The sequence below is a fragment of the Enterobacter cloacae complex sp. ECL72 genome, assembly GCF_019056635.1.
Classification (GTDB): Bacteria; Pseudomonadota; Gammaproteobacteria; order Enterobacterales; family Enterobacteriaceae; genus Enterobacter; species Enterobacter hormaechei_C.
This window is the reverse complement of the sequence record NZ_CP077659.1, coordinates 833317-855964: the sequence shown is the minus strand read 5'-3', so window position 1 is coordinate 855964 and position 22648 is coordinate 833317. Positions and strand designations below refer to the sequence as shown.

General features: G+C 56.8%; 19 protein-coding genes. 7 read left to right on the top strand and 12 right to left on the bottom strand.

All coding sequences use genetic code 11. From position 1 onward, the window contains the following. Nucleotides 1–14 precede the first annotated feature (14 nt). From sucA to sdhC, 5 genes are all read right to left on the bottom strand, one after another. Nucleotides 15–2822, bottom strand: coding sequence for a 2-oxoglutarate dehydrogenase E1 component (gene sucA / locus KTH07_RS04040; protein ID WP_003858615.1), 2808 nt, complete (start codon nt 2820–2822; stop codon nt 15–17). Nucleotides 2823–3181: 359 nt separating this feature from the next. Further along, on the bottom strand, nt 3182–3898 hold the full coding sequence (locus KTH07_RS04035; RefSeq protein ID WP_023303307.1) for a succinate dehydrogenase iron-sulfur subunit: 717 nt from the start codon (nt 3896–3898) through the stop codon (nt 3182–3184). A gap of 15 nt (nt 3899–3913) precedes the next feature. After that, nucleotides 3914–5680, bottom strand: a complete 1767-nt coding sequence (gene sdhA, locus KTH07_RS04030; protein ID WP_003858619.1) for a succinate dehydrogenase flavoprotein subunit — start codon at nt 5678–5680, stop codon at nt 3914–3916. Next, nucleotides 5680–6027 (bottom strand): succinate dehydrogenase membrane anchor subunit, encoded by a 348-nt coding sequence (gene sdhD / locus KTH07_RS04025; protein WP_003858621.1) that lies wholly within the window; start codon nt 6025–6027, stop codon nt 5680–5682. Before sdhD ends, sdhA begins: the two co-directional genes overlap by 1 nt. Further along, nucleotides 6021–6425 carry a succinate dehydrogenase cytochrome b556 subunit gene (sdhC, locus tag KTH07_RS04020; RefSeq protein ID WP_026080740.1) on the bottom strand — a complete coding sequence of 135 codons (405 nt, stop codon included), beginning with the start codon at nt 6423–6425 and terminating at the stop codon, nt 6021–6023. The genes sdhD and sdhC overlap by 7 nt, the downstream gene beginning before the upstream one ends. A gap of 639 nt (nt 6426–7064) precedes the next feature. Between sdhC and KTH07_RS04015 the strand changes: the two genes are divergently transcribed. Beyond that, nucleotides 7065–8348 carry a citrate synthase gene (locus KTH07_RS04015; RefSeq protein WP_006809584.1) on the top strand — a complete coding sequence of 428 codons (1284 nt, stop codon included), beginning with the start codon at nt 7065–7067 and terminating at the stop codon, nt 8346–8348. A gap of 84 nt (nt 8349–8432) precedes the next feature. Here the strand turns inward: KTH07_RS04015 and nei are convergent, their stop codons facing one another. The 7 genes from nei to KTH07_RS03980 form a co-directional block, all read right to left on the bottom strand. Further along, entirely contained in the window at nt 8433–9224 is a 792-nt protein-coding gene (nei, locus tag KTH07_RS04010; protein ID WP_023303305.1) for an endonuclease VIII, read from the bottom strand. Nucleotides 9225–9242: 18 nt separating this feature from the next. After that, nucleotides 9243–9983, bottom strand: a complete 741-nt coding sequence (gene pxpA, locus KTH07_RS04005) for a 5-oxoprolinase subunit PxpA (RefSeq protein WP_023303304.1) — start codon at nt 9981–9983, stop codon at nt 9243–9245. Next, the gene (gene pxpC, locus KTH07_RS04000) at nt 9970–10902 is read right to left on the bottom strand and encodes a 5-oxoprolinase subunit PxpC (protein WP_017384973.1); all 933 of its coding nucleotides are present in this window, start codon (nt 10900–10902) and stop codon (nt 9970–9972) included. Before pxpC ends, pxpA begins: the two co-directional genes overlap by 14 nt. Then, entirely contained in the window at nt 10896–11552 is a 657-nt protein-coding gene (gene pxpB, locus KTH07_RS03995) for a 5-oxoprolinase subunit PxpB (protein ID WP_003858633.1), read from the bottom strand. Before pxpB ends, pxpC begins: the two co-directional genes overlap by 7 nt. A gap of 14 nt (nt 11553–11566) precedes the next feature. Continuing rightward, nucleotides 11567–12310, bottom strand: a complete 744-nt coding sequence (locus KTH07_RS03990) for a type 2 GTP cyclohydrolase I (protein ID WP_026094364.1) — start codon at nt 12308–12310, stop codon at nt 11567–11569. A gap of 10 nt (nt 12311–12320) precedes the next feature. Further along, nucleotides 12321–13733 (bottom strand): deoxyribodipyrimidine photo-lyase, encoded by a 1413-nt coding sequence (gene phrB, locus KTH07_RS03985; RefSeq protein WP_023303302.1) that lies wholly within the window; start codon nt 13731–13733, stop codon nt 12321–12323. Between the two features lie 601 nt (nt 13734–14334). Next, on the bottom strand, nt 14335–14541 hold the full coding sequence (locus KTH07_RS03980) for a YbfA family protein (protein ID WP_003858637.1): 207 nt from the start codon (nt 14539–14541) through the stop codon (nt 14335–14337). A 309-nt stretch (nt 14542–14850) separates the two neighbouring features. On the opposite strand from KTH07_RS03980, the gene kdpF reads away from it, so the two are divergent. Genes kdpF through kdpE form a run of 6 tightly spaced genes read left to right on the top strand, consistent with a single transcriptional unit; the run spans nt 14851 to nt 22636 of the window. After that, entirely contained in the window at nt 14851–14940 is a 90-nt protein-coding gene (gene kdpF, locus KTH07_RS03975) for a K(+)-transporting ATPase subunit F (RefSeq protein WP_003858638.1), read from the top strand. Then, nucleotides 14940–16619, top strand: coding sequence for a potassium-transporting ATPase subunit KdpA (gene kdpA, locus KTH07_RS03970; RefSeq protein WP_017384977.1), 1680 nt, complete (start codon nt 14940–14942; stop codon nt 16617–16619). The genes kdpF and kdpA overlap by 1 nt, the downstream gene beginning before the upstream one ends. 18 nt (nt 16620–16637) lie before the next feature. Then, nucleotides 16638–18686 carry a potassium-transporting ATPase subunit KdpB gene (gene kdpB, locus KTH07_RS03965; protein ID WP_023303301.1) on the top strand — a complete coding sequence of 683 codons (2049 nt, stop codon included), beginning with the start codon at nt 16638–16640 and terminating at the stop codon, nt 18684–18686. A gap of 12 nt (nt 18687–18698) precedes the next feature. Next, nucleotides 18699–19274 carry a potassium-transporting ATPase subunit KdpC gene (gene kdpC, locus KTH07_RS03960; protein WP_015571119.1) on the top strand — a complete coding sequence of 192 codons (576 nt, stop codon included), beginning with the start codon at nt 18699–18701 and terminating at the stop codon, nt 19272–19274. After that, on the top strand, nt 19275–21962 hold the full coding sequence (kdpD, locus tag KTH07_RS03955) for a two-component system sensor histidine kinase KdpD (protein ID WP_023303300.1): 2688 nt from the start codon (nt 19275–19277) through the stop codon (nt 21960–21962). Then, nucleotides 21959–22636, top strand: coding sequence for a two-component system response regulator KdpE (kdpE, locus tag KTH07_RS03950; RefSeq protein WP_003858643.1), 678 nt, complete (start codon nt 21959–21961; stop codon nt 22634–22636). Before kdpD ends, kdpE begins: the two co-directional genes overlap by 4 nt. Nucleotides 22637–22648: the final 12 nt, after the last annotated feature.

Below are 22648 nucleotides of genomic sequence, written 5' to 3'. Positions count from 1 at the left end.
TATGTATCCTTTAATTAATCGACGTTCAGCGCGTCATTGACCAGATCTTGTTGCTGCTTCTGGTGAACGGACATATACCCTACCGCCGGAGAGGCGGAGGCCGGGCGACCTGCATAACGCAGGGCAGACCCAAATGGAATCACTTCACGGAAATGATGCTGGCTGCAATACCATGCGCCCTGGTTGAGCGGCTCTTCCTGGCACCAGACAAAATCATGAACGTGAGCGTACTGTTTCAGCACTTCCTGCATCGCCTGATGCGGGAACGGATAAAGCTGTTCGATACGCACGATGGCGACATCTTTCTGATCGTTCTTACGGCGCTGTTCCAGCAGGTCGTAATAAACCTTACCAGAACACATTACGACACGCTTAACGGCCTGCGGATCCAGCTCGTCAATTTCACCGATGGCCGGCAGGAAGGTGCCGTTTGCCAGCTCTTCCAGGCTGGAGACCGCCAGTGGATGGCGCAGCAGGGATTTTGGCGACATGACCACCAGCGGACGGCGCATACCGCGCAGCGCCTGACGACGCAGCATGTGGTAAACCTGAGCCGGAGTGGACGGCACGCAAACCTGCATATTCTGCTCGGCGCAGAGTTGCAGATAACGCTCCAGACGCGCGGAGGAGTGCTCCGGACCTTGTCCTTCATAGCCGTGCGGCAGCAGCATCACCAGACCGCACATACGGCCCCACTTCTGCTCACCGGAGGAGATGAACTGGTCGATGACGACCTGCGCACCGTTGGCGAAGTCACCGAACTGCGCTTCCCAGATGGTCAGGGTGCGGGGTTCTGCGGTGGCGTAGCCGTATTCGAAGGCCAGAACCGCTTCTTCTGACAGCACGGAGTCCCAGACCTTGAACTGGCCCTGACCGTTATGCACGTGCTGAAGCGGAGTGTACGTTGAACCGTTAGACTGGTTGTGTACAACCGCATGACGGTGGAAGAAGGTGCCACGACCCGCATCTTCACCGGACAGACGAACCGGAATACCTTCGTCAACCAGCGTCGCATAGGCCAGCGTTTCCGCGCCGCCCCAGTCGAACAGCTTCTCACCCGCCGCCATTGCCTGGCGATCGCCATAGATCTTGGCCACGCGGGACTGCATCTCGATCGCTTCCGGCACGGTGCTGATGCGTTTAGCCAGTTCCTGCAAACGCTTCATCTCAACCTTGTTCGGGTAGCTCTCGTCCCACTCGTGGTTGAGATACGGCGACCAGGTAAAGGAGTGCATGTTCATTGGGCGCAGCTCTTTCACTACGCATTCACCCGCATCCAGCGCGTCGCGATAAAGATTGACCATCTCGGTCGCATCTTCCAGCGTCGCCACTTTTTCGCTTTCCAGCTTGTCAGCGTAGATTTTACGCGGCGTCGGGTGTTTTTTGATTTTCTGGTACATCAGCGGCTGGGTTGCACTTGGCTCATCCGCTTCGTTGTGGCCGTGACGGCGGTAGCAGAAGAGGTCAATGAACACGTCGCGCTTGAAGGTGTTACGGAAGTCCAGCGCCAGACGGGTAACGAAAGCAACGGCTTCAGGGTCATCCGCGTTAACGTGGAAGATGGGTGCCTGAACCATTTTACCGATGTCGGTGCAGTACGGGGTGGAACGCGCATCCAGCGGGTTAGAGGTGGTGAAGCCCACCTGGTTGTTGATTACGATGCGAACGGTACCGCCCACTTCATAACCACGCGCTTTCGACATGTTCAGGGTTTCCTGAACCACGCCCTGCCCTGTGACCGCCGCATCACCGTGAATGGTGATTGGCAGCACTTTATTGCTGCTCGGCTCGTCCAGACGATCCAGACGCGCACGCACGGAACCGATAACCACCGGGCTGACGATTTCCAGGTGCGACGGGTTAAACGCCAGCGCCAGGTGAACCTGACCGCCCTCGGTTTCGATATCTGACGAGAAGCCCATGTGGTACTTCACGTCACCGGTGCCGAGGTGCTCTTTATGTTTACCCGCAAATTCGTCGAACAGATCCTGCGGCTTTTTACCCAGCACGTTAACCAGCACGTTCAGGCGACCACGGTGCGCCATGCCCAGCACCACTTCGCGCGTGCCGCTCTTACCGGCATGACGAATCAGCTCTTTCAGCATCGGGACTAACGCATCGCCGCCCTCCAGTGAGAAGCGTTTTGCGCCAGGGAATTTCGCGCCCAGATAGCGCTCAAGGCCTTCCGCTGCGGTCAGTTCGCTGAGGAAACGTTTTTTCTCTTCTGCTGAGAAATTCGCGTGGCCTGCCACGGATTCGATACGCTGCTGGATCCAGCGTTTCTCTTCGGTGGAGGTAATGTGCATATATTCCGCGCCGATGGAGCCGCAGTAGGTTTGCTTGAGCGCGTCAATCAGATCGCCCAGCTTCATCGTGTCTTTGCCGATGGCAAAGGAACCTACGTTAAAGCTTTCCTGGAAATCGGCCTCGGTCAGATCGTGATAAGCCGGATCGAGATCCGCCACACGTTCCTGCTGCCACAGTCCCAGCGGATCGAGATTCGCATGCTGGTGACCACGGAAGCGATAAGCGTTGATAAGTTGCAGGACTTTAACCTGCTTCGCATTGGTGTCAGGGTCGGAAATCGCAGAAGAGTAACGTGAGGCATCCTTCGCCAGACGACGGAAATAATCACGTGTTTTTGAATGGAATTGATCCGGTTTGACCCCTGTACCAGGCAACTGCTGGAACATGGAACGCCAGTTTGCGTCCACTGAGTCAGGATCGGTTAAGAAGTCTTCATAGAGCTGTTCTATCCAGCTCTGGTTTGAACCAGAGAGGTAAGAAGAGTCCAGCCAGGCTTTCATTGCGCCGTTCTGCATCGTGATCCCTTAAGCATTTTTATGCTTACTTTCGCCGTAGAAACTACCACGCACACCACGTGTACGTGCCGGGGTTCACCTGCGAGCTCTTTGTGGCCCGCGAAGGAACCTTTAGAAACTGTCTAAATAATCTTCGTCGTTCCGGCTGCGACTGCGTTGCGGCTTTCACTCACCCCAGTCACATAGTCAACTATGCTCCAGGGGATTCGTTCAACCGCGCCTTGTCTCGCGCTGAACGTCTCGATTATTTACTTATCTGGCAGTTTTTAAAGGTTTCTGCAATTTGCCCGGTGGCGCTACGCTTACCGGGCCTACTGTTACGTAGGCCGGATAAGCGCAGCGCCATCCGGCGTTGTTACTTACGCACTGCGCTGCAACAACATCGACTTAATATGGCCGATGGCGCGCGTCGGGTTCAGCCCCTTAGGACACACACTGACGCAGTTCATGATGCTATGGCAGCGGAATACGCTGAAAGCGTCACTTAGCCCTTCCAGACGATTCTCGGTTTCGGTATCGCGGCTGTCGATCAGGAAGCGATAGGCAGCCAGCAGACCCGCAGGGCCGATAAATTTATCCGGGTTCCACCAGAAAGACGGGCATGACGTTGAACAGCATGCACAGAGAATACACTCGTACAACCCATCGAGTTTTTCACGCTGCTCAGGAGACTGTAAGTGCTCGCGAGCGGGTGGATTTTGCCCATTATTCAATAAGTAAGGCTTAATCTTCTCATATTGTGCATAGAATTGCCCCATGTCCACCACCAAATCACGCACGACCGGCAGGCCAGGCAAAGGACGGATCACAATTTTCTGGCCAGAACGCTGTAGCGCTGAAATTGGCGTAATACAGGCCAGACCGTTTTTGCCGTTCATGTTTACACCGTCAGAGCCACACACCCCTTCACGGCAGGAGCGGCGGAACGACAGCGTAGGATCTTTCTCTTTCAGCTGGATTAAGGCATCCAGCAGCATCATGTCACGACCTTCTTCCGCTTCGAGGGTGTAATCCTGCATACGCGGAGCATCGTCTACATCCGGGTTATAACGATAAACTGAGAATTCGAGTTTCATTATCCTGTCTCCGCATTAGTAGGTACGAATCTTCGGCGGGAACGCCGGACGCAGTTTCGGTTCCATGTTAACGCTACGACGCGTCATGGTTTCCGACTCTGGCAGATACAGGGAATGGCACAGCCAGTTTTCGTCATCACGATCCGGGAAGTCGAAGCGGCTATGGGCGCCACGGCTTTCGGTACGGAAGTTTGCCGACATCGCAGTGGCGAACGCGGTTTCCATCAGGTTATCCAGCTCCAGGCACTCAACGCGCTGGGTGTTGAACTCGCTTGAGGTATCGTCCAGACGGGCATTCTTCAGACGCTCACGGATCGCTTTCAGCTGCTCAAGCCCTTTGGCCATCGCGTCACCTTCACGGAATACCGAGAAGTTGTGCTGCATACACTCCTGCAACGCCTTACGGATCTCCACCGGATCTTCGCCGTTACGATTACCGTTCCAGCGATTGAGGCGCTCAAGAGAGGCATCTATTTCGTCATCGGTCGCATCACGCAGCGCGCCCTGCTCGGCAATAGATTCCTGGAGATGCAGCCCCACCGCACGACCAAATACCACCAGGTCCAGCAGGGAGTTGCCGCCCAGACGGTTTGCGCCGTGCACGGATACGCAGGCAATTTCGCCTACCGCGAACAGGCCAGGGATGACCACGTCTTCGCCCTGCTCGTTCACGGTCAGCGCCTGACCGGTCACTTTGGTCGGAATACCGCCCATCATGTAGTGACAGGTTGGGATAACCGGAATTGGCTCTTTCACCGGGTCGACGTGCGCGAAGGTGCGGGACAGCTCCAGAATGCCCGGCAGACGGGATTCCAGCACTTCTTTACCCAGATGGTCGAGTTTCAGCTTCGCGTGTGGACCCCAAGGGCCGTCACAGCCGCGGCCTTCACGGATTTCGATCATGATGGAACGCGCCACCACGTCACGGCCCGCAAGGTCTTTTGCGTTTGGCGCATAACGCTCCATGAAGCGCTCGCCATGTTTGTTCAGCAGGTAACCACCTTCACCACGGCAGCCTTCTGTCACCAGTACGCCTGCACCGGCGATACCGGTTGGGTGGAACTGCCACATCTCCATGTCCTGCACCGGCACGCCAGCGCGGATCGCCATCCCAACGCCGTCACCGGTGTTGATATGGGCGTTGGTAGTGGACTGATAGATACGGCCTGCGCCGCCGGTCGCCAGCACGGTTGCGCGGGCTTTGAAGTAGACCACTTCACCGGTTTCGATGCACAGGGCGGTACATCCCACCACGGCGCCATCGGCGTTTTTCACCAGATCCAGCGCATACCACTCGGAGAAAATTGTGGTGTGGTTTTTCAGGTTCTGCTGATACAGCGTGTGCAGCAGCGCGTGGCCGGTACGGTCAGCCGCCGCTGCGGTACGTGCCGCCTGCTCGCCGCCGAAGTTTTTCGACTGGCCGCCAAACGGACGCTGATAGATGGTGCCATTTTCCAGACGAGAGAACGGCAGACCCATGTGGTCCAGCTCCAGAATCGCTTCCGGGCCGGTTTTACACATATATTCGATGGCATCCTGGTCACCGATGTAATCGGAACCTTTTACCGTATCGTACATATGCCATTCCCAGTTATCTTCATGGGAATTACCCAGCGCAACGGTGATACCGCCCTGCGCAGACACAGTGTGGGAACGGGTCGGGAATACTTTAGAGAGCAGCGCACAGGTCTGGCCGCTCTGGGAAATTTGTAGTGCGGCGCGCATACCTGCGCCACCCGCACCAATCACAACAGCATCAAATTCTCTGACTGGCAGTTTCATTACACACCCCACACCACAACAAATCCATAAATGACGTAAACCAGCAGAGCAACAACAATAATCAGTTGCAGCGGAAGGCGAATCGCCAGCGGTTTAACGTAATCGGTCAACACCTGCCACATGCCAATCCAGGCATGAATAAGGATGGAGAACAGGGCCAGCAGGGTGAACACTTTGGTGAAGGCCGATCCGAAGAAACCACTCCAGATTTCCCACGTCAGCGTGCCGCTGGTCGCGAAGAAACCGATCATATAGATGATGTAAAGGGTGAGAACGATGGCGGTAGCACGGACCAGGATGAAGTCATGTACGCCGTTGCGTCCTAATGCGGAGGCGTTGCTTACCATACGAGAACTCCTGCGAGAAGTGAAAGCACGACAGTGATCACAAATGAAATGTTAGCGGTACGTTTACCGGCCTCGAACGTCTCTTCCAGGTAGCCAAAGTCCATCAGCATATGGCGAACGCCGCCAACCACGTGATAGGCCAGCGCGGTCAGAATGCCCCACATGATAAATTTCACGAAGAAGCTGTTCATAATGGCTGAGGCCTGGAGGAATCCTTCAGGGGATGAGAGGCTGGTTCCCAGTAACCACAGCAAGATACCGACCGCCACAAACGTAATCACACCAGAAACACGGTGCAGAATGGACGCTATTGCTGTTACAGGGAATCGGATCGTTTTCAGATCCAGATTGACAGGTCTTTGTTTTTTCACATTTCTTATCATGAATAACGCCCACATGCTGTTCTTATTGTTTCCTTCCTCCGGACTGCGATGCGGGTCAGACAGCGTTCCTTTTCTATAACTGCGCGTCATGCAAAACATTGCTTCCAAATGCTAAAACGACACGTTACAACGCTGGGTGGCTCGGGATTGCAGGGTGTTCCGGAGACCTGGCGGCAGTATAGGCCGTTCACAAAATCATTACAATTAACCTACATACAGTTTGTTGGGTTTTCTCTGGAACAGTGATCGGGGTCACGATAACAACATCTTTTTAATTTTTAATCATCTGATTTGACAAATGTTAAACAATATTGTTACAAACGTCATCAGAAAAGGCATATAATGCGCAAAAGTTATGAGGTCTCTCTTTCACCTGACAAATAGTTATGTAACAGTGTGATGGTATTGACCGAAGTTATCAGGACAGTTATTAGTGATATACAGGTTTGAATAATTCGGACTGCAAAAACGCTGATTTGCTGTTGTTTCACTGATATTTCATTCGTTTACCTGCAAGGCGCCATAGCTCTGTACCCTGGTTTCTCCTCGTGAGCTGAGCGGTAAGCCAAATAACAATCTGGTAACGATGATTAACAGCTGAAAGCAAATCCGGTAAAGCGCAGTCTTAAGCATAAGGCGCTAAGGAGACCGTAAATGGCTGATACAAAGGCAAAACTCACCCTAAATGGTGATGATGCTATTGAACTGGATGTGCTAAAAGGCACGCTCGGTCAGGATGTTATTGATATCCGTACGCTGGGTTCCAAAGGGGTATTCACCTTTGACCCTGGATTCACCTCCACCGCATCTTGCGAATCCAAAATCACCTACATTGACGGTGACGAAGGTATCCTGCTCCATCGCGGCTTCCCCATCGATCAGTTAGCCACCGAATCCAACTATCTGGAAGTGTGCTACATCCTGCTGAACGGCGAAAAACCGACGCAGGCCCAGTACGATGAATTTAAAACCACCGTGACCCGTCACACCATGATCCATGAGCAGATTACCCGTCTGTTCCATGCGTTCCGTCGTGACTCTCATCCGATGGCGGTCATGTGCGGTATTACCGGTGCGCTGGCGGCGTTCTACCACGATTCTCTGGACGTGAATAACCCACGTCACCGTGATATCGCGGCGTTCCGTCTGCTGTCTAAAATGCCTACCATGGCGGCGATGTGTTACAAATACTCTATCGGTCAGCCGTTTGTGTACCCACGCAACGACCTCTCCTACGCGGGTAACTTCCTGCGTATGATGTTCTCCACGCCGTGCGAAGAGTACGAAGTGAACCCGGTGCTGGAACGCGCGATGGACCGTATTCTGATCCTGCACGCTGACCACGAACAAAACGCCTCGACCTCTACCGTCCGTACCGCGGGCTCTTCCGGCGCGAACCCGTTCGCCTGTATCGCTGCGGGCATCGCCTCCCTGTGGGGACCGGCGCACGGCGGCGCGAACGAAGCGGCACTGAAGATGCTGGAAGAGATCAGCTCCGTTGAGCACATTCCTGAGTTCGTGCGTCGCGCGAAAGACAAGAATGATTCTTTCCGCCTGATGGGCTTCGGTCACCGCGTTTACAAAAACTACGACCCGCGCGCGACCGTCATGCGTGAAACCTGCCACGAAGTGCTGAAAGAGCTGGGAACGAAAGATGATCTGCTGGAAGTGGCGATGGAGCTGGAACACATCGCGCTGAACGACCCGTACTTCATCGAGAAGAAACTCTACCCGAACGTCGATTTCTACTCTGGCATTATTCTGAAAGCGATGGGTATTCCGTCTTCCATGTTCACCGTAATCTTCGCCATGGCCCGTACCGTGGGCTGGATTGCGCACTGGAACGAAATGCACAGCGAAGGCATGAAGATCGCCCGTCCTCGTCAGCTGTATACCGGCTACGAGCAGCGTGATTTTAAGTCTGACATTAAGCGCTAAAAAACACGCCCGGCGGCGCTTCGCTTGCCGGGCCTACAAGTGCGAGATGTAGGCCGGGTAAGGCGTAGCCACCACCCGGCTTTTTTACATCTGGCACCCAGGACACCAGTAAAACGGCCTGGAAGAGATCGTCGCCTTCTCAATCACCCCGCCGCACCGCTCACACTTTTTACCTGCCCGATGAAACACCCTGAAGCGGAACAGCGCCCCGTGATGCTTGTTCTCATCCACCACGCCGCGCGTGTTGTACGACAGCCGTGGAAGATCCAGTAACGCGTGCGACAGCGCCTCCAGCTGTTCATCGCTCAGCTGCGACGCTTTGCGCTGCGGCGCCAGCCCCACTTCCCAGAGGATCTCCACCCGCAGGTAGTTTCCCAGCCCCGCCAGAAATGCCTGATCGAGCAACAGCCCGGAAAACTGCCGGTTGCGGAATGTGGCGGATAACAACCGGGCTTTCACATCGCTTGCCGTCAGACGCATGTCGAGCACGTCCGGCCCGACCCGCTGTAAGAACGGATGCGTCAGCAGCTGCTCCGGCGTTAACATTTCGATATCAGAGGCGCTGTAAAGCAGGATCGCCTTATCCGCCGTTTGTAGCCGCACGCGCAGCACGCGGGTCGTTTGCGGCTGCTCGTCCGCCTCCACCACCCGCCAGACACCGTAAAGCTGATTATGGCTGTATAACGTCAGGTTATGGGAAAAGTGGGTGAGTAACGCCTTGCCGCGCGTTTCAATGTGGGTCACCGTCTGCCCCACCAGCTGCGATTCAAACGGCTTGAGTTGAGGAAAGGCAAACCAGACGTGTGTCAGAGGTTTGCCCTTTATCGCCGCCTCCAGGCTATCCGCCGCGCGGCGGATCTCCGGACCTTCTGGCATGTTATTGTCCTTTCATGATTATTCTGCGCTGACAACAATGCCCTCTTCCGAGAACGCCGCCCGCAGGCGTCGCGCAAACTGGAGCGCATGCTCGCCGTCACCGTGTAAGCACACCGTATCAGCCTGAACGTTTGCCGTTGTCCCCTCCGTTGAGGTTACTCGCCCGAAGCGCACCATCTCCAGCGTCTGCGCCAGTGCTTTACCTTCGTCGGTGATCAGCGCACCGGCCTGCGTACGCGGAACCAGACTACCGTCCGGCAGGTATCCCCGATCGGCAAACACTTCCTGCCGCGTAGTCAGCCCCAGCCGTTCTCCGGCACGAATAAGCTCGCTGCCCGCCAGGCCTACCAGAATCAGTTGCGGATTACAGTCCCGCACCGCGCGGGCAATGGCGTCTGCCAGCACCGGATCTTTCGCCGCCTGGTTATAGAGCATGCCGTGCGGCTTGACGTGGCGCAACACGCCATTCTCAGCGCGCACTATCGCCTCCAGGGCGCCGATCTGGTAGAGCATTTGCGCGTAAACCGTCTCAGGCGGCAGAACCATCACCGTGCGACCAAAGTTTTCCCGGTCGGGAAAGCTGGGGTGAGCGCCAATCGCCACGCGGTTTTTCATGGCATTGCGCACGCTCGCCAGCATGGTCTGCGCATCGCCGGCATGAAACCCGCAGGCGATGTTCACCGAGGAGACCAGCGTCATCAGCGCCGCATCGGCGCTGCTGCCCTCCCCCAGATCGGCGTTTAAATCAATCTTTACCATCGAGCCTCCACGCCAGCTGATCGAGATAACGCTGCTGATCCTGCCGGGCTTTCAGCGCCTCCTCCAGCGAACACTGCACAAAATGAATGGGCTGACCTAGAGGAATTTGCGCCAGATGGTAGCGATCCGCTTCGATAATGCAGGCAATACGCGGATATCCCCCCGTGGTTTGCGCATCGTTCATCAGTACGATGGGCTGCCCGTTGCCCGGCACCTGAATCACCCCGGGCAACAGACCATGGGAAAGCAGTTCCCGGTCAGTCGTGCGGGTCAGCGGCTGCCCCTGAAGCCGGTAACCCATGCGGTTACTCTGCGGGCTGATCTTCCACGGCGAGCGCCAGAAAGACTCTTTCGCGGCTTCATCAAACTCATGGTATTCCGGTCCTGGTAAGGCGCGGATCACGTTCCCCCACAGCAGCTGTTTCACGCCCTGCGTGGTGGTGAAATGGCGCGTTGAGGTCTTTATCCGCAGACGATCGCCGTCACGCAGCAGCCGTCCTTCATGGCCGCCCATTCCCGCTTTCTGGTCGGTGCTGGATGAGCCCAACACCTCCGGCACGTCGATCCCCCCCGCCACCGCAAGATAGCTGCGCACGCCGTGCAGAGGACGCTTGAGCGTCAGACGCTGCCCGGCCTTCGCCCGCAGGCGCCAGCCGGTCCACACCGCTTTGCCGTCCAGCATCGCGTCACAGCCCGCGCCGGTTAAGGCAAACCAGGTTTCCTGACCAAACTCAATCACGCACTGACCCAGCGTAATTTCTAACGCCGCCGTGCTGCCTGCGTTACCTACCAGCAGGTTGGCAATCTCCAGCGAAGGGCGATCGAGCGCACCGCAGTAGCTTACGCCCGACTGACGCAACCCAAAACGCCCGGCATCCTGTACCGAGGTGTAAAGCCCTGCGCGAATAAGCGTTAACATACCCCCTCCTTCTGCGGGATAAAGCGCAGGGTATCCCCCGGACGCAGGAGTATGGGCGCGTCCTGGCCTGGTTCAAATAACGGCGTGGACGTGTGCCCAATCAGCTGCCAGCCTCCCGGTGAGGCGAGCGGATAAATTCCCGTTTGCTCGCCACCAATCGCCACGCTGCCCGCCGGTACGCTCAGGCGCGGCTCAGCCCGGCGCGGCGTATGCAGCTGGGGCGATAACCCGCCCAGATAGGGGAAACCCGGCTGAAATCCCAAAAACCAGACAACATAGTCGACTGAGCTATGCAGCTCCACAACCTGCTTCTCCGTTAATCCACAGTGTTCGGCCACCACGCCAAGGTCGGGACCTCCCTTGCCGCCATAGACAACCGGGATCTCAATCGTCCGCGATTCCGGCTCCAGCGCCTCGCTCTCCTCCCACCAGCGTTGCAGACGCTCAATGGCATCCAGCGCCCCCGTGTGCGGATCACGCAGCACCACGGTGATATTATTCATACCCGGAATAGCTTCAACCACGCCGGGTAGCTCGGGCAGTCGCTGAGCCAGACGCCAGATACGCTTTTGCGTGGCAAGCGTCACCGGAGGCTCAAGCTCCAGAACTACCGCGGTTTCACCCAGAAGATAACAACGCGCTCGCTGCACTTAACTACCTCTCATCAGGCCGGATTAGGGATATCAATAAACGTCACATCCAGATCGGTATTTTCCGTCAGCCACTCGCTGAGGGCGCGGATGCCGCCACGCTCGGTGGCGTGATGGCCCGCCGCGTAAAAATGCAGGCCTTGTTCACGGGCTGAGTGAATGGTCTGCTCGGAGACTTCGCCGGTAATGAAGGCGTCGACACCAAAACGCGCCGCGCTGTCAATAAAGCCCTGGCCGCCGCCGGTGCACCATGCCACGCGCTTCACGGTATCCGGCCCGGTGTCGCCGCACCACAGCGGACGACGCCCCAGGCGCGCTTCGATCCACGAAGCCAGCTCCAGACCCGGAACCGGCATCGACAGTTCGCCCCACGGCACCAGAGGTTCAATTTCGCCCATCACGGTAATCCCCAGCAGCTGCGCAAGCTGAACGTTATTTCCCAGTTCAGGATGCGCATCGAGCGGCAGGTGATAGCCGTACAGATTGATGTCATTCGCCAGCAGCGTTTTGAGTCGGTTGCGCTTCATGCCGCGAATAATCGGTGATTCGTTTTTCCAGAAATAACCGTGGTGGACAATCACCGCATCGGCTTCCTGACGCACCGCCTCATCCAGCAGCGCCTGGCTTGCCGTCACGCCGGTGATGATTTTTTGCACCGCCTCGCGCCCCTCCACCTGCAAGCCATTCGGGCCGTAGTCGCTAAACGAAGCCGTGTTGAGTTTTTCGTTAATCAGGCGTTCCAGTTCACTGTTTTTCATCATCATTCTCTCAAACTTTTCGGGCGGCTTCGTACGCCGCCAGCGTGGCGACGCGCGCCTGTTTATGGTCGACAATGGGACGGGGATAGTTCAGGGTAACACGCTGTTTATCCGCCCATACCCAGGGCTCATGAATGGCTTTGGCCGGGACATCCTTTAGCTCAGGCAGCCAGCGACGGATAAACTCGCCGTCGGCGTCAAATCGTTGTCCCTGCGTGGTCGGATTGAAGATCCGAAAATAGGGAGCCGCATCCGTTCCGGTGGAGGCCGCCCACTGCCAGCCGCCGTTATTCGCCGCCAGATCGCCATCGATCAGCTGAGAGATAAAATAACGCTCTCCGGTTCGCCAGTCGATAAGCAGATCCTTCACCAGGAAGCTGGCGGTAATCATACGCAGGCGGTTATGCATCCACCCGGTTTCATTGAGCTGCCGCATAGCCGCATCAACAATCGGGAAGCCGGTGAGCCCACGCTGCCATGCTTTAAGCAGCTTCTCATTCGACTGCCACTGTACCTGTTCGGTCCAACGAATAAAGGGCCGATGTTTACACAAATCAGGATGATACGTCATCAGATGGCGATAAAACTCACGCCAGATCAGTTCGTTCAGCCACACTGCGCCCGCCCCCCCGTCTAAGGCCTGAGGCTGTTCCGCCAGCAGGCGATGTAAACACTGGCGCGGAGAGAGCGCGCCCAGCGCTAAACAGGCCGACAAGCGGCTGGTGCCTTCAGTCGCTGGAAAATCCCGACGCGCCTCGTACTCTGCCGCCCCCTGCGTGCAGAACTGACGCAACCGGTCAATAGCTGCTTTCTCACTGGCGGGGAATACTGTTTCATCGAACGACTGCTGGGGATAATTCAGCCTGATCGCCGGCAGATCCGTTATCGTTTCCCCTCTCACGGTCGGGGCGGTAACGCACTCAGGTAGTCCCTCTTTCAGGCGTTTGATAAAGGCATTTTTAAACGGCGTGAAAACTTTATACATTTCGTGGCTACCGGTCATTACGCTGCCCGGCGCGAGCATCACGCTGTCATCAAAGCCTTCACAGACCACGCCCGCAAGGGTTTTCTCCAGCTGACGATCCCGCTGTTGCTCGTTGAATTCATACTGATAGTTGTAATAAAGATGCGTTACTGCGTGCTGCTGGCAGATTGCCTGCACCGTCTGGCGCTGCGCGGCAAAATCATGGGCCTCTTTATAGATCAGCGGAATGCCTTTTTCAGCCAGTGAATGTTGCAGGTCATTCAGATACGCGCTGAGTAGTGCCGCTTGCCGGGGCGCCATGTCGTGCTGCCGCCACTGTTCAGGCGTGGCGATAAACAGGGCCAGCACATTCGCGTCTTTAGCGCGGCAGGCCGCCGCGAGAGCGAAGTTGTCGTGAATGCGTAAATCCGCGCGAAACCAAACCAGATGGGTGGGCATAAAACTCCAGGCAATTGTCCATTATGTCCGTAAGGGCATGCCGTAAAAGGAAAAAGGCATGCATTGAACTACTTTGCCATGAAGTGTAGACGGGATGAAATAAAAAAGGCCGCCCGAGGCGGCCTTAACGCTACTTGTCCTGCGCTATCAGGGTAAAGGCAATAAACACATCCGGTTTATCACTCTTTACAACGAGTGCGCTGGCGACAATGAACGCGATGCATAAATAGCGTTTCACTATGCGGTCCCTGCTGCTAACCGCTCCACCTATCACCACCGGTGATAAATCGGTGGACACAAGCTCTGTGTGGAGCCTGACTCACGGTTGTGGTAACACCTTTCCCGGGACCGGTGCCCATTTGCGAGATGGCGGAAAGGGACGCTGCATAGTAGGCATCACGTGAGCAAAACGTCATCCATTGAACCTGTTTTTAAGAATTTATTTAGGAGTGAAGCGTTTGCTTATTAAACCAGCAGAAGTATGCTTGTAAGCCTCTGTGTGAGAGCTTGAAAACTACCCAACGGACCGCGAATCCCGAGGGACAAAAAAACCGCCACATTGCTGTAGGCGGTTTTTTTATGGCTACGATGTCACACCGTATCAGTAGAAATCGCAGGTCGCTTTCTCGGCCTGATCCATCCACACCGGCTTCTCGCTGGTTTTCGCCCAGACGCGGTGCAGGTAACTGTAGAAACGTGCGCGATCTTTCCAGAACAGCATCACCGGCAGGGCCAGCACGCCAGCCACTACGGCGAAAGTGCGACGCATGAAAATGATATGAGCCGGAAACTCTTTATAAAGATCCATAATTTTCTCCCCTGTAGTTGGCCGGAAACCGTCTCCGGAAAATGTGAAATCTGTGACCTGGTTAAAATAATACCGCTTTGTTTGTAATTTTACTACTCATCCGACCACTTATTTTCATTCATTTCGTGAATATTTACATTCCCGCCTGTAATTAAGTTACAAAAAAGTTAACGATTTACTTACCAATAGTTAAATTGTGGTCTTTCCCTTTTTATACTTTTTTTACACCTGCCCTTCTGATTTTTGCGAAATCTTTGCGCCATAAATCCTACCGTTTGTACAACAACAAAAGTCACCCGGAGGTGGATTGTGAGTGCAGGTCTGATTGCCGGCATCGTGCTGGTGTTCCTGTTATTGGGTTATCTGATTTATGCCCTGATTAATGCGGAGGCATTCTGATGGCTGCTCAGGCGTTTTTGCTTATTGCCAGCTTTTTACTGGTGCTGTTTGTGCTCGCCAGGCCGCTGGGAACAGCGCTGGCGCGTCTGATAAACAACGTGCCATTGCCGGGCACGCGAAATATTGAAAACGTGCTCTGGCGCATTTCAGGTATCAGCGATCGGGAAATGAACTGGCGCCAGTACCTAATGGCGATACTGCTTCTGAATATCCTGGGGCTTATTGCCCTCTTTACGCTGCTGATGCTCCAGGGCAGTCTGCCGTTGAACCCGCAGCAGTTACCGGGTTTATCCTGGCATCTGGCGCTGAACACGGCGGTCAGCTTTGTCACCAACACCAACTGGCAGTCTTACGCTGGTGAAACCACGCTCAGCTACTTCAGCCAGATGGCCGGGTTAACCGTGCAAAACTTTCTTTCTGCGGCCAGCGGTATCGCGGTGATCTTCGCCCTGACGCGCGCGTTTGCCCGTCAGAATGTCAGCACCCTCGGCAACGCCTGGGTTGATGTCACGCGCATCACCCTTTGGATCCTGGTGCCTGTTGCGCTGATTATTGCCCTGTTCTTTATTCAGCAAGGCACTCTGCAAAACCTGCTGCCTTATACCCCTTACACCTCGCTTGAAGGGGCCAGGGAACTCCTTCCTATGGGGCCGGTGGCGTCGCAGGAAGCGATCAAGATGCTGGGCACCAACGGCGGCGGCTTCTTCAACGCCAACTCATCGCATCCGTTTGAAAACCCAACGGCATTAACCAATTTTGTACAGATGCTGGCGATCTTCCTGATCCCCGCCGCGCTCTGCTTCGCCTTTGGCGATGTGGTTAACGATCGCCGCCAGGGACGTACGCTGCTGTGGGCGATGTCGTTGATCTTCGTGGTCTGCGTAGCACTGGTGATGTGGGCCGAATGGAACGGCAACAGCCACTTCATGCAGCTGGGGGCTAACAGCAATATCAACCTGGAAGGCAAAGAGAGCCGCTTCGGCATTCTTGCCAGCAGCCTCTATGCGGTGGTCACCACGGCGGCCTCCTGCGGGGCAGTGAACGCCATGCACGACTCTTTTACCGCGCTCGGCGGCATGATCCCGATGTGGCTGATGCAGATTGGCGAGGTAGTTTTCGGTGGGGTCGGTTCGGGGCTGTACGGCATGCTGTTGTTCGTTCTGCTCGCCGTGTTTATCGCCGGGCTAATGATCGGTCGCACGCCGGAGTATCTCGGCAAAAAAATCGACGTCCGCGAAATGAAATTAACCGCGCTGGCAATTCTGGTCACCCCCACCCTTGTGCTGCTCGGTACCGCGCTGGCGCTGATGACCGACGCCGGGCGCAACGGCATCTTTAACACGGGCATTCACGGCTTTAGCGAAGTGCTTTACGCCGTTTCGTCTGCCGCCAACAACAACGGCAGCGCCTTTGCAGGATTAAGCGCCAACTCGCCGTTCTGGAACTGTTTGCTGGCGTTCTGCATGTTCATCGGACGTTTCGGCGTGATTATTCCCGTCATGGCGATCGCTGGAACACTGGTGAATAAGAAGATCCAGCCGACCACCACCGGTACGTTACCGACTCACGGCGCGCTGTTCGTCGGCCTGCTGATTGGCACCGTTTTGCTGGTGGGTGCCCTGACCTTTATCCCCGCCCTCGCGTTAGGCCCGGTTGCGGAATATCTCTCTTTACGCTGATTTTGCGGAGAATTTGTCATGAGTCGTAAACAACTGGCCCTGCTCGAACCGACGTTAGTTCGTCAGGCCCTCATGGATGCGGTAAAAAAACTGAGCCCGCGCGTGCAGTGGCACAACCCGGTGATGTTTATTGTCTGGACTGGAAGTTTACTCACCACCGCACTGGCGATTGCCATGGGAACGGGACAGCTTTCAGGGAATGCAACCTTTACCGGCGCCATCAGCCTGTGGCTGTGGTTTACCGTGCTGTTCGCCAACTTTGCCGAAGCGCTGGCGGAAGGCCGCAGTAAGGCGCAGGCCAACAGCCTGAAAGGGGTAAAAAAAACCGCCTTTGCGCGCAAATTACGCGAACCTAAATACGGCGCGCAGATGGACCACGTTCCGGCGGATGAACTGCGCAAAGGTGACGTGGTGCTGGTGGAAGCTGGCGACATCATCCCCTGCGACGGTGAGGTGATCGAGGGCGGCGCGTCGGTAGACGAAAGCGCCATTACCGGGGAATCCGCACCGGTGATCCGTGAGTCGGGCGGAGATTTCGCCTCAGTTACCGGCGGAACGCGCATTCTTTCCGACTGGCTGGTGATCCAGTGCAGCGTTAACCCGGGCGAAACCTTTCTCGACCGGATGATCGCCATGGTGGAAGGCGCACAGCGTCGTAAAACGCCGAACGAGATCGCCCTGACCATTCTGCTGGTGGCGCTCACCATTGTCTTCCTGCTGGCAACGGCGACCCTGTGGCCCTTCTCCGCCTACGGCGGTACAGCGGTTAGCATCACCGTACTGATCGCCCTGCTCGTCTGTCTGATCCCCACCACTATCGGCGGCCTGCTTTCCGCGATTGGCGTGGCGGGGATGAGCCGGATGCTGGGCGCGAACGTCATCGCCACCAGCGGACGCGCCGTTGAAGCGGCGGGTGACGTAGACGTGCTGCTGCTGGATAAAACCGGGACCATCACCCTGGGCAATCGTCAGGCCTCTGACTTTCTACCTGCTCCCGGCGTGGATGAAAAAACGCTGGCTGACGCGGCGCAGCTTTCCTCGCTGGCCGATGAAACGCCGGAAGGCCGCAGTATCGTGATCCTCGCCAAGCAGCGCTTTAACCTGCGCCAGCGCGACGTTCAGAGCCTGCACGCCACGTTCGTGCCCTTCACAGCGCAAACCCGAATGAGCGGAATTAACATTCAGGACCGGATGATCCGTAAAGGGTCCGTTGATGCCATTCGCCGTCATATTGAAGCCAATAATGGACACTTCCCCCCGGAAGTCGACCACCTGGTGGAAAGCGTGGCGCGTCAGGGAGCAACCCCGCTGGTGGTGGCGGAAGGTGCAAGCGTTCTGGGGGTTATCGCCCTGAAGGATATCGTTAAAGGCGGTATTAAAGAGCGTTTCGCCCAGATGCGTAAGATGGGCATTAAAACAGTGATGATCACCGGGGATAACCGTCTGACTGCGGCGGCCATTGCCGCCGAAGCGGGCGTGGATGATTTCCTTTCCGAAGCGACGCCGGAAGCGAAGCTGGCACTCATTCGCCAGTATCAGGCGGAAGGCCGTCTGGTGGCGATGACCGGCGACGGCACCAACGACGCCCCGGCGCTGGCGCAGGCCGACGTGGCGGTGGCGATGAACTCCGGTACCCAGGCGGCAAAAGAGGCGGGCAACATGGTGGATCTCGACTCGAACCCGACCAAGCTGATCGAAGTGGTACATATCGGGAAGCAGATGCTGATGACGCGCGGCTCGCTGACCACGTTCAGTATCGCCAACGACGTGGCGAAGTATTTCGCCATCATTCCGGCGGCTTTTGCGGCAACCTACCCGCAGTTGAATGCCCTGAACGTGATGCACCTGCACTCTCCGGCCTCGGCCATTTTGAGCGCGGTGATCTTCAACGCGCTGATTATTGTCTTTCTTATTCCGCTGGCGCTGAAAGGGGTGAGCTATAAGCCGCTGACGGCCGCCGCCATGCTGCGCCGTAACCTGTGGATTTACGGTCTGGGTGGGCTGGTGGTGCCCTTTATTGGGATCAAGGTTATCGACATGCTGTTAACGCTGTTCGGGCTGGTTTAAAAGGTGGATCCAATGACGATGTTACGTCCCGCTATACTGTTGTTTATTCTGCTGTCTCTGATTACCGGCGGGCTTTACCCGCTGATGACTACCGCGCTGGGCCAGTGGTGGTTTAAAGATCAGGCCAACGGCTCGCTGATTATCCAGAACGGTGAAAACCGCGGCTCGCGTCTGATTGGGCAGAACTTTACGGACCCGCGCTACTTCCAGGGACGCCCTTCCGCCACTGCGGAAAGCCCGTATAATCCAATGGCCTCCGGCGGCAGCAATCTGGCTGGCAGTAATCCTGACCTGGACAAAGCCGTTGCTGAACGCGTTGCCGCCCTGCGCGCCGCGAATCCGCAGGCCAGCCGTGAGGTGCCGGTTGAGCTGATCACCGCTTCCGCGAGCGGGCTGGATTACAGCCTGACGCCGGATGCGGTGGTGTGGCAGATCCCACGCGTGGCAGCCGCCCGTCAGCTGACCGTCGAGCAGGTGAGCCAGCTGGTCGCAGAACATACGCAAAAGCCGCTGGTCAGCTTCATCGGCATGCCGGTAGTGAACATTGTTGAGCTGAATCTGGCGCTGGACGCGCTAAGGAAGAACTAAATGACCGACGAGCCCATGCGCCCGGATCCGGACAGGCTGCTTGAACAGACGGCTGAAGCCCACCGCGGCAAGCTGAAAATTTTCTTCGGCGCCTGCGCGGGCGTCGGGAAAACCTTCGCCATGCTGACGGAAGCCCAGCGGCTTCGGGCGCAGGGGCTTGATATTCTCATCGGCGTGGTGGAAACCCACGGTCGCAAAGAGACGGCTGCGCTGCTGAAGGGGCTGGCGACGCAGCCGCCCCAGCGTATCAGCCATCGCGGGCGGCTGGTCACGGAGTTTGATCTTGATGCCGCCCTCGCCCGCCGCCCTGCCCTGATCCTGATGGACGAACTGGCGCACAGCAATGCGCCAGGCTCCCGCCATCCGAAGCGCTGGCAGGATGTTGAGGAGCTGCTTGAGGCAGGCATTAACGTCTTCACCACGGTGAATGTTCAGCATCTGGAAAGCCTGAACGACGTAGTGAGCGGCGTAACCGGTATCCAGGTGCGGGAAACCGTCCCCGATCCGTTTTTTGATTCTGCCGATGAAGTCGTACTGGTTGACCTGCCGCCGGACGATCTACGCCAGCGCCTGCACGAAGGCAAAGTGTATATTGCCGGCCAGGCCGAACGCGCCATCGAACATTTTTTCCGCAAAGGAAACCTGATTGCCCTGCGCGAGCTGGCCCTGCGCCGCACCGCCGATCGCGTTGATGACCAGATGCGCGCCTGGCGAGACCTACAGGGACAAGAGCGCGTCTGGCACACGCGGGACGCCATTCTGTTATGCATTGGTCACGGCAGCGGCAACGAAAAACTGGTTCGCACCGCCGCCCGGCTGGCAGCGAAATTTGGCAGCGTCTGGCACGCGGTCTACGTCGAAACGCCGCAGCTGCATGGCCTGCCAGAAAATCAGCGTCGCGCCATTTTGAGCGCGCTGCGGCTGGCGCAGGAGCTGGGTGCCGAAACCGCCACCCTTTCCGAACCGCAGGAAGATAAAGCCATTCTGCGCTACGCGCGCGAGCACAACCTGGGCAAGATTGTCATTGGACGTCGACAGCATCGCCGCTGGTTTAGCCGCGAATCTTTTGCCGACAGGCTGGCCCGCCGCGCGCCGGATCTTGATTTAGTCATCGTCGCGCTGGATGACAAGCCCGCCCCTCTGCCCAACCGTACGCCGGATGCTCGCACCTTTGGCGATAAATGGCGCATTCAGATCCGGGGTTGCCTGGTGGCCGTGGTCCTTTGCGCCCTGATTACGGTGATTGCCAGCCAGTGGCTCATCGCCTTCGACGCCGCCAATCTGGTCATGATTTATCTGCTCGGCGTCGTTGTGGTCGCGCTCTTTTATGGCCGCTGGCCGTCGGTGCTGGCAACGGTGATCAACGTCATCAGCTTCGACCTTTTTTTTATCGCTCCGCGCGGGACGCTTGCTGTCTCGGACGTGCAGTACATTCTGACCTTTGCCGTGATGCTTACCGTCGGGCTGGTGATCGGGAATCTGACGGCAGGCGTACGCTACCAGGCACGCATTGCCCGCTATCGCGAGCAGCGCACGCGCCATCTGTATGAAATGTCAAAATCGCTGGCGGTTGGCCGCACGCAGCGGGATATCGTGCAGACCAGCGAGCAGTTTATCCGTTCGACCTTTCATGCCAGTAACCTGATTTTGCTCCCCGACGAACAGGGGCGCCTTCGCCCGCTGACCTCCCCTTCGGGGATGACGCCCTGGGATGAAGCGATTGCCCGCTGGAGTTTCGATAAGGGGTTACCTGCCGGCGCCGGCACCGACACGCTGCCCGGCGTGCCTTACCAGATCCTGCCGCTGCGCAGCGCGGATAAGAATCACGGGCTGGTCATCGTCGAGCCGTCTAACCTGCGTCAGCTGATGATCCCAGAGCAGCAGCGCCTGCTGGAAACCTTCACCCTGCTGGTCGCCAGCGCCCTTGAACGGCTGGCGCTCACCGCCAGCGAAGAGCAGGCGCGGCTGGCAAGCGAGCGCGAAAGTATTCGCAATTCGCTGCTGGCAGCGCTGTCTCACGATTTGCGCACCCCGCTTACCGTGCTGTTTGGCCAGTCCGAAATTCTGACGCTGGATCTGGCAGCGGAAGGATCAAAGCACGCGATGCAGGCCAGCGAAATTCGCCAGCACGTGCTGAATACCACGCGCCTGGTGAACAACCTGCTGGACATGGCGCGCATTCAGTCCGGCGGGTTTAACCTCAAAAAAGAGTGGCTCACCCTTGAGGAGGTTGTCGGCAGTGCGCTGAAGATGCTGGAGCCGGGTCTCGGCGGGCGACATATTGAGCTGGACATGCCGGAACCCCTGACGTTAATCCATGTGGATGGCCCGCTGTTTGAGCGCGTGCTGATTAATCTGCTGGAAAACGCGGCTAAATACGCCGGGACAAAGGCCCGGCTGGGGATTGCTGCCAGGGTGGATAAACGTGTGCTGCGGCTCGACGTCTGGGATAACGGGCCGGGTATTCCGGCCGGTCAGGAGCGCGCCATATTCGAAAAATTTGCGCGCGGTAATAAGGAATCCGCCATTCCGGGCGTTGGGCTGGGTCTGGCGATCTGCCAGGCGATTGTCGACGTGCATGGTGGCACCATTTCCGCAGAGAACCGCCCGGAAGGTGGGGCACGCTTTTGTGTTACACTTCCTCTTGAAACCCCACCAGAACTTGATGAATTACCAGAGGATTTGTGATTAACGTTCTGATTGTTGAAGATGAGCTCGCTATCAGCCGATTTCTGCGTACCGCGCTGGAAGGCGACGGCTTGCGCGTGCATGAAGCCGGTACGCTTCAACGGGGGTTAATTGAAGCCGCCACCCGCAAGCCAGATCTGGTGATCCTGGATCTGGGACTTCCGGATGGCGACGGCATCGATTTTATTCGTGAGGTGCGTCAGTGGAGCCAGATGCCCATTCTGGTGCTCTCTGCCCGCACCGAAGAGACGGATAAAATCGCCGCGCTGGATGCCGGAGCGGATGATTATCTGATCAAACCGTTTGGCATTGGCGAGTTACAGGCCCGGCTTCGTGTGGCGCTGCGTCGACACAGTGCCACGTCCCCTTCCGATCCGGTGTACGCCTTTGGCGATATCCGCGTCGATCTTGCCGCCCGCCGCATCGTGCGTGGGGAAGAAGAGATCCACCTTACGCCTATCGAATTTCGTCTGCTGGCCGTGCTGCTCAATAACCACGGAAAAGTGTTAACGCAGCGACAGCTGTTAAGCCAGGTCTGGGGACCGAATGCTGTCGAGCATAGTCACTATTTACGCATTTATATGGGACACCTTCGCCAGAAACTTGAAGCCGATCCCGCGCGTCCTCGTCATTTATTAACAGAAACCGGTATCGGATATCGGTTTATGATCTGAATAAGTATTCAC

Bases quoted from the DNA above. Each gene is read 5' to 3' on its own strand.
- kdpA (WP_017384977.1), top strand. From the start codon at position 14,940: ATGGCTGCTCAGGCGTTTTTGCTTATTGCCAGCTTTTTACTGGTGCTG.
- KTH07_RS04035 (WP_023303307.1), bottom strand. From the start codon at position 3,898: ATGAAACTCGAATTCTCAGTTTATCGTTATAACCCGGATGTAGACGAT.
- KTH07_RS03990 (WP_026094364.1), bottom strand. From the start codon at position 12,310: ATGAAAAACAGTGAACTGGAACGCCTGATTAACGAAAAACTCAACACG.
- kdpB (WP_023303301.1), top strand. From the start codon at position 16,638: ATGAGTCGTAAACAACTGGCCCTGCTCGAACCGACGTTAGTTCGTCAG.
- pxpA (WP_023303304.1), bottom strand. From the start codon at position 9,983: ATGGTAAAGATTGATTTAAACGCCGATCTGGGGGAGGGCAGCAGCGCC.
- pxpC (WP_017384973.1), bottom strand. From the start codon at position 10,902: ATGTTAACGCTTATTCGCGCAGGGCTTTACACCTCGGTACAGGATGCC.
- nei (WP_023303305.1), bottom strand. From the start codon at position 9,224: ATGCCAGAAGGTCCGGAGATCCGCCGCGCGGCGGATAGCCTGGAGGCG.
- sdhC (WP_026080740.1), bottom strand. From the start codon at position 6,425: ATGTGGGCGTTATTCATGATAAGAAATGTGAAAAAACAAAGACCTGTC.
- sdhA (WP_003858619.1), bottom strand. From the start codon at position 5,680: ATGAAACTGCCAGTCAGAGAATTTGATGCTGTTGTGATTGGTGCGGGT.
- KTH07_RS03980 (WP_003858637.1), bottom strand. From the start codon at position 14,541: ATGGATCTTTATAAAGAGTTTCCGGCTCATATCATTTTCATGCGTCGC.
- phrB (WP_023303302.1), bottom strand. From the start codon at position 13,733: ATGCCCACCCATCTGGTTTGGTTTCGCGCGGATTTACGCATTCACGAC.
- sdhD (WP_003858621.1), bottom strand. From the start codon at position 6,027: ATGGTAAGCAACGCCTCCGCATTAGGACGCAACGGCGTACATGACTTC.
- KTH07_RS04015 (WP_006809584.1), top strand. From the start codon at position 7,065: ATGGCTGATACAAAGGCAAAACTCACCCTAAATGGTGATGATGCTATT.
- sucA (WP_003858615.1), bottom strand. From the start codon at position 2,822: ATGCAGAACGGCGCAATGAAAGCCTGGCTGGACTCTTCTTACCTCTCT.
- kdpD (WP_023303300.1), top strand. From the start codon at position 19,275: ATGACCGACGAGCCCATGCGCCCGGATCCGGACAGGCTGCTTGAACAG.
- kdpC (WP_015571119.1), top strand. From the start codon at position 18,699: ATGACGATGTTACGTCCCGCTATACTGTTGTTTATTCTGCTGTCTCTG.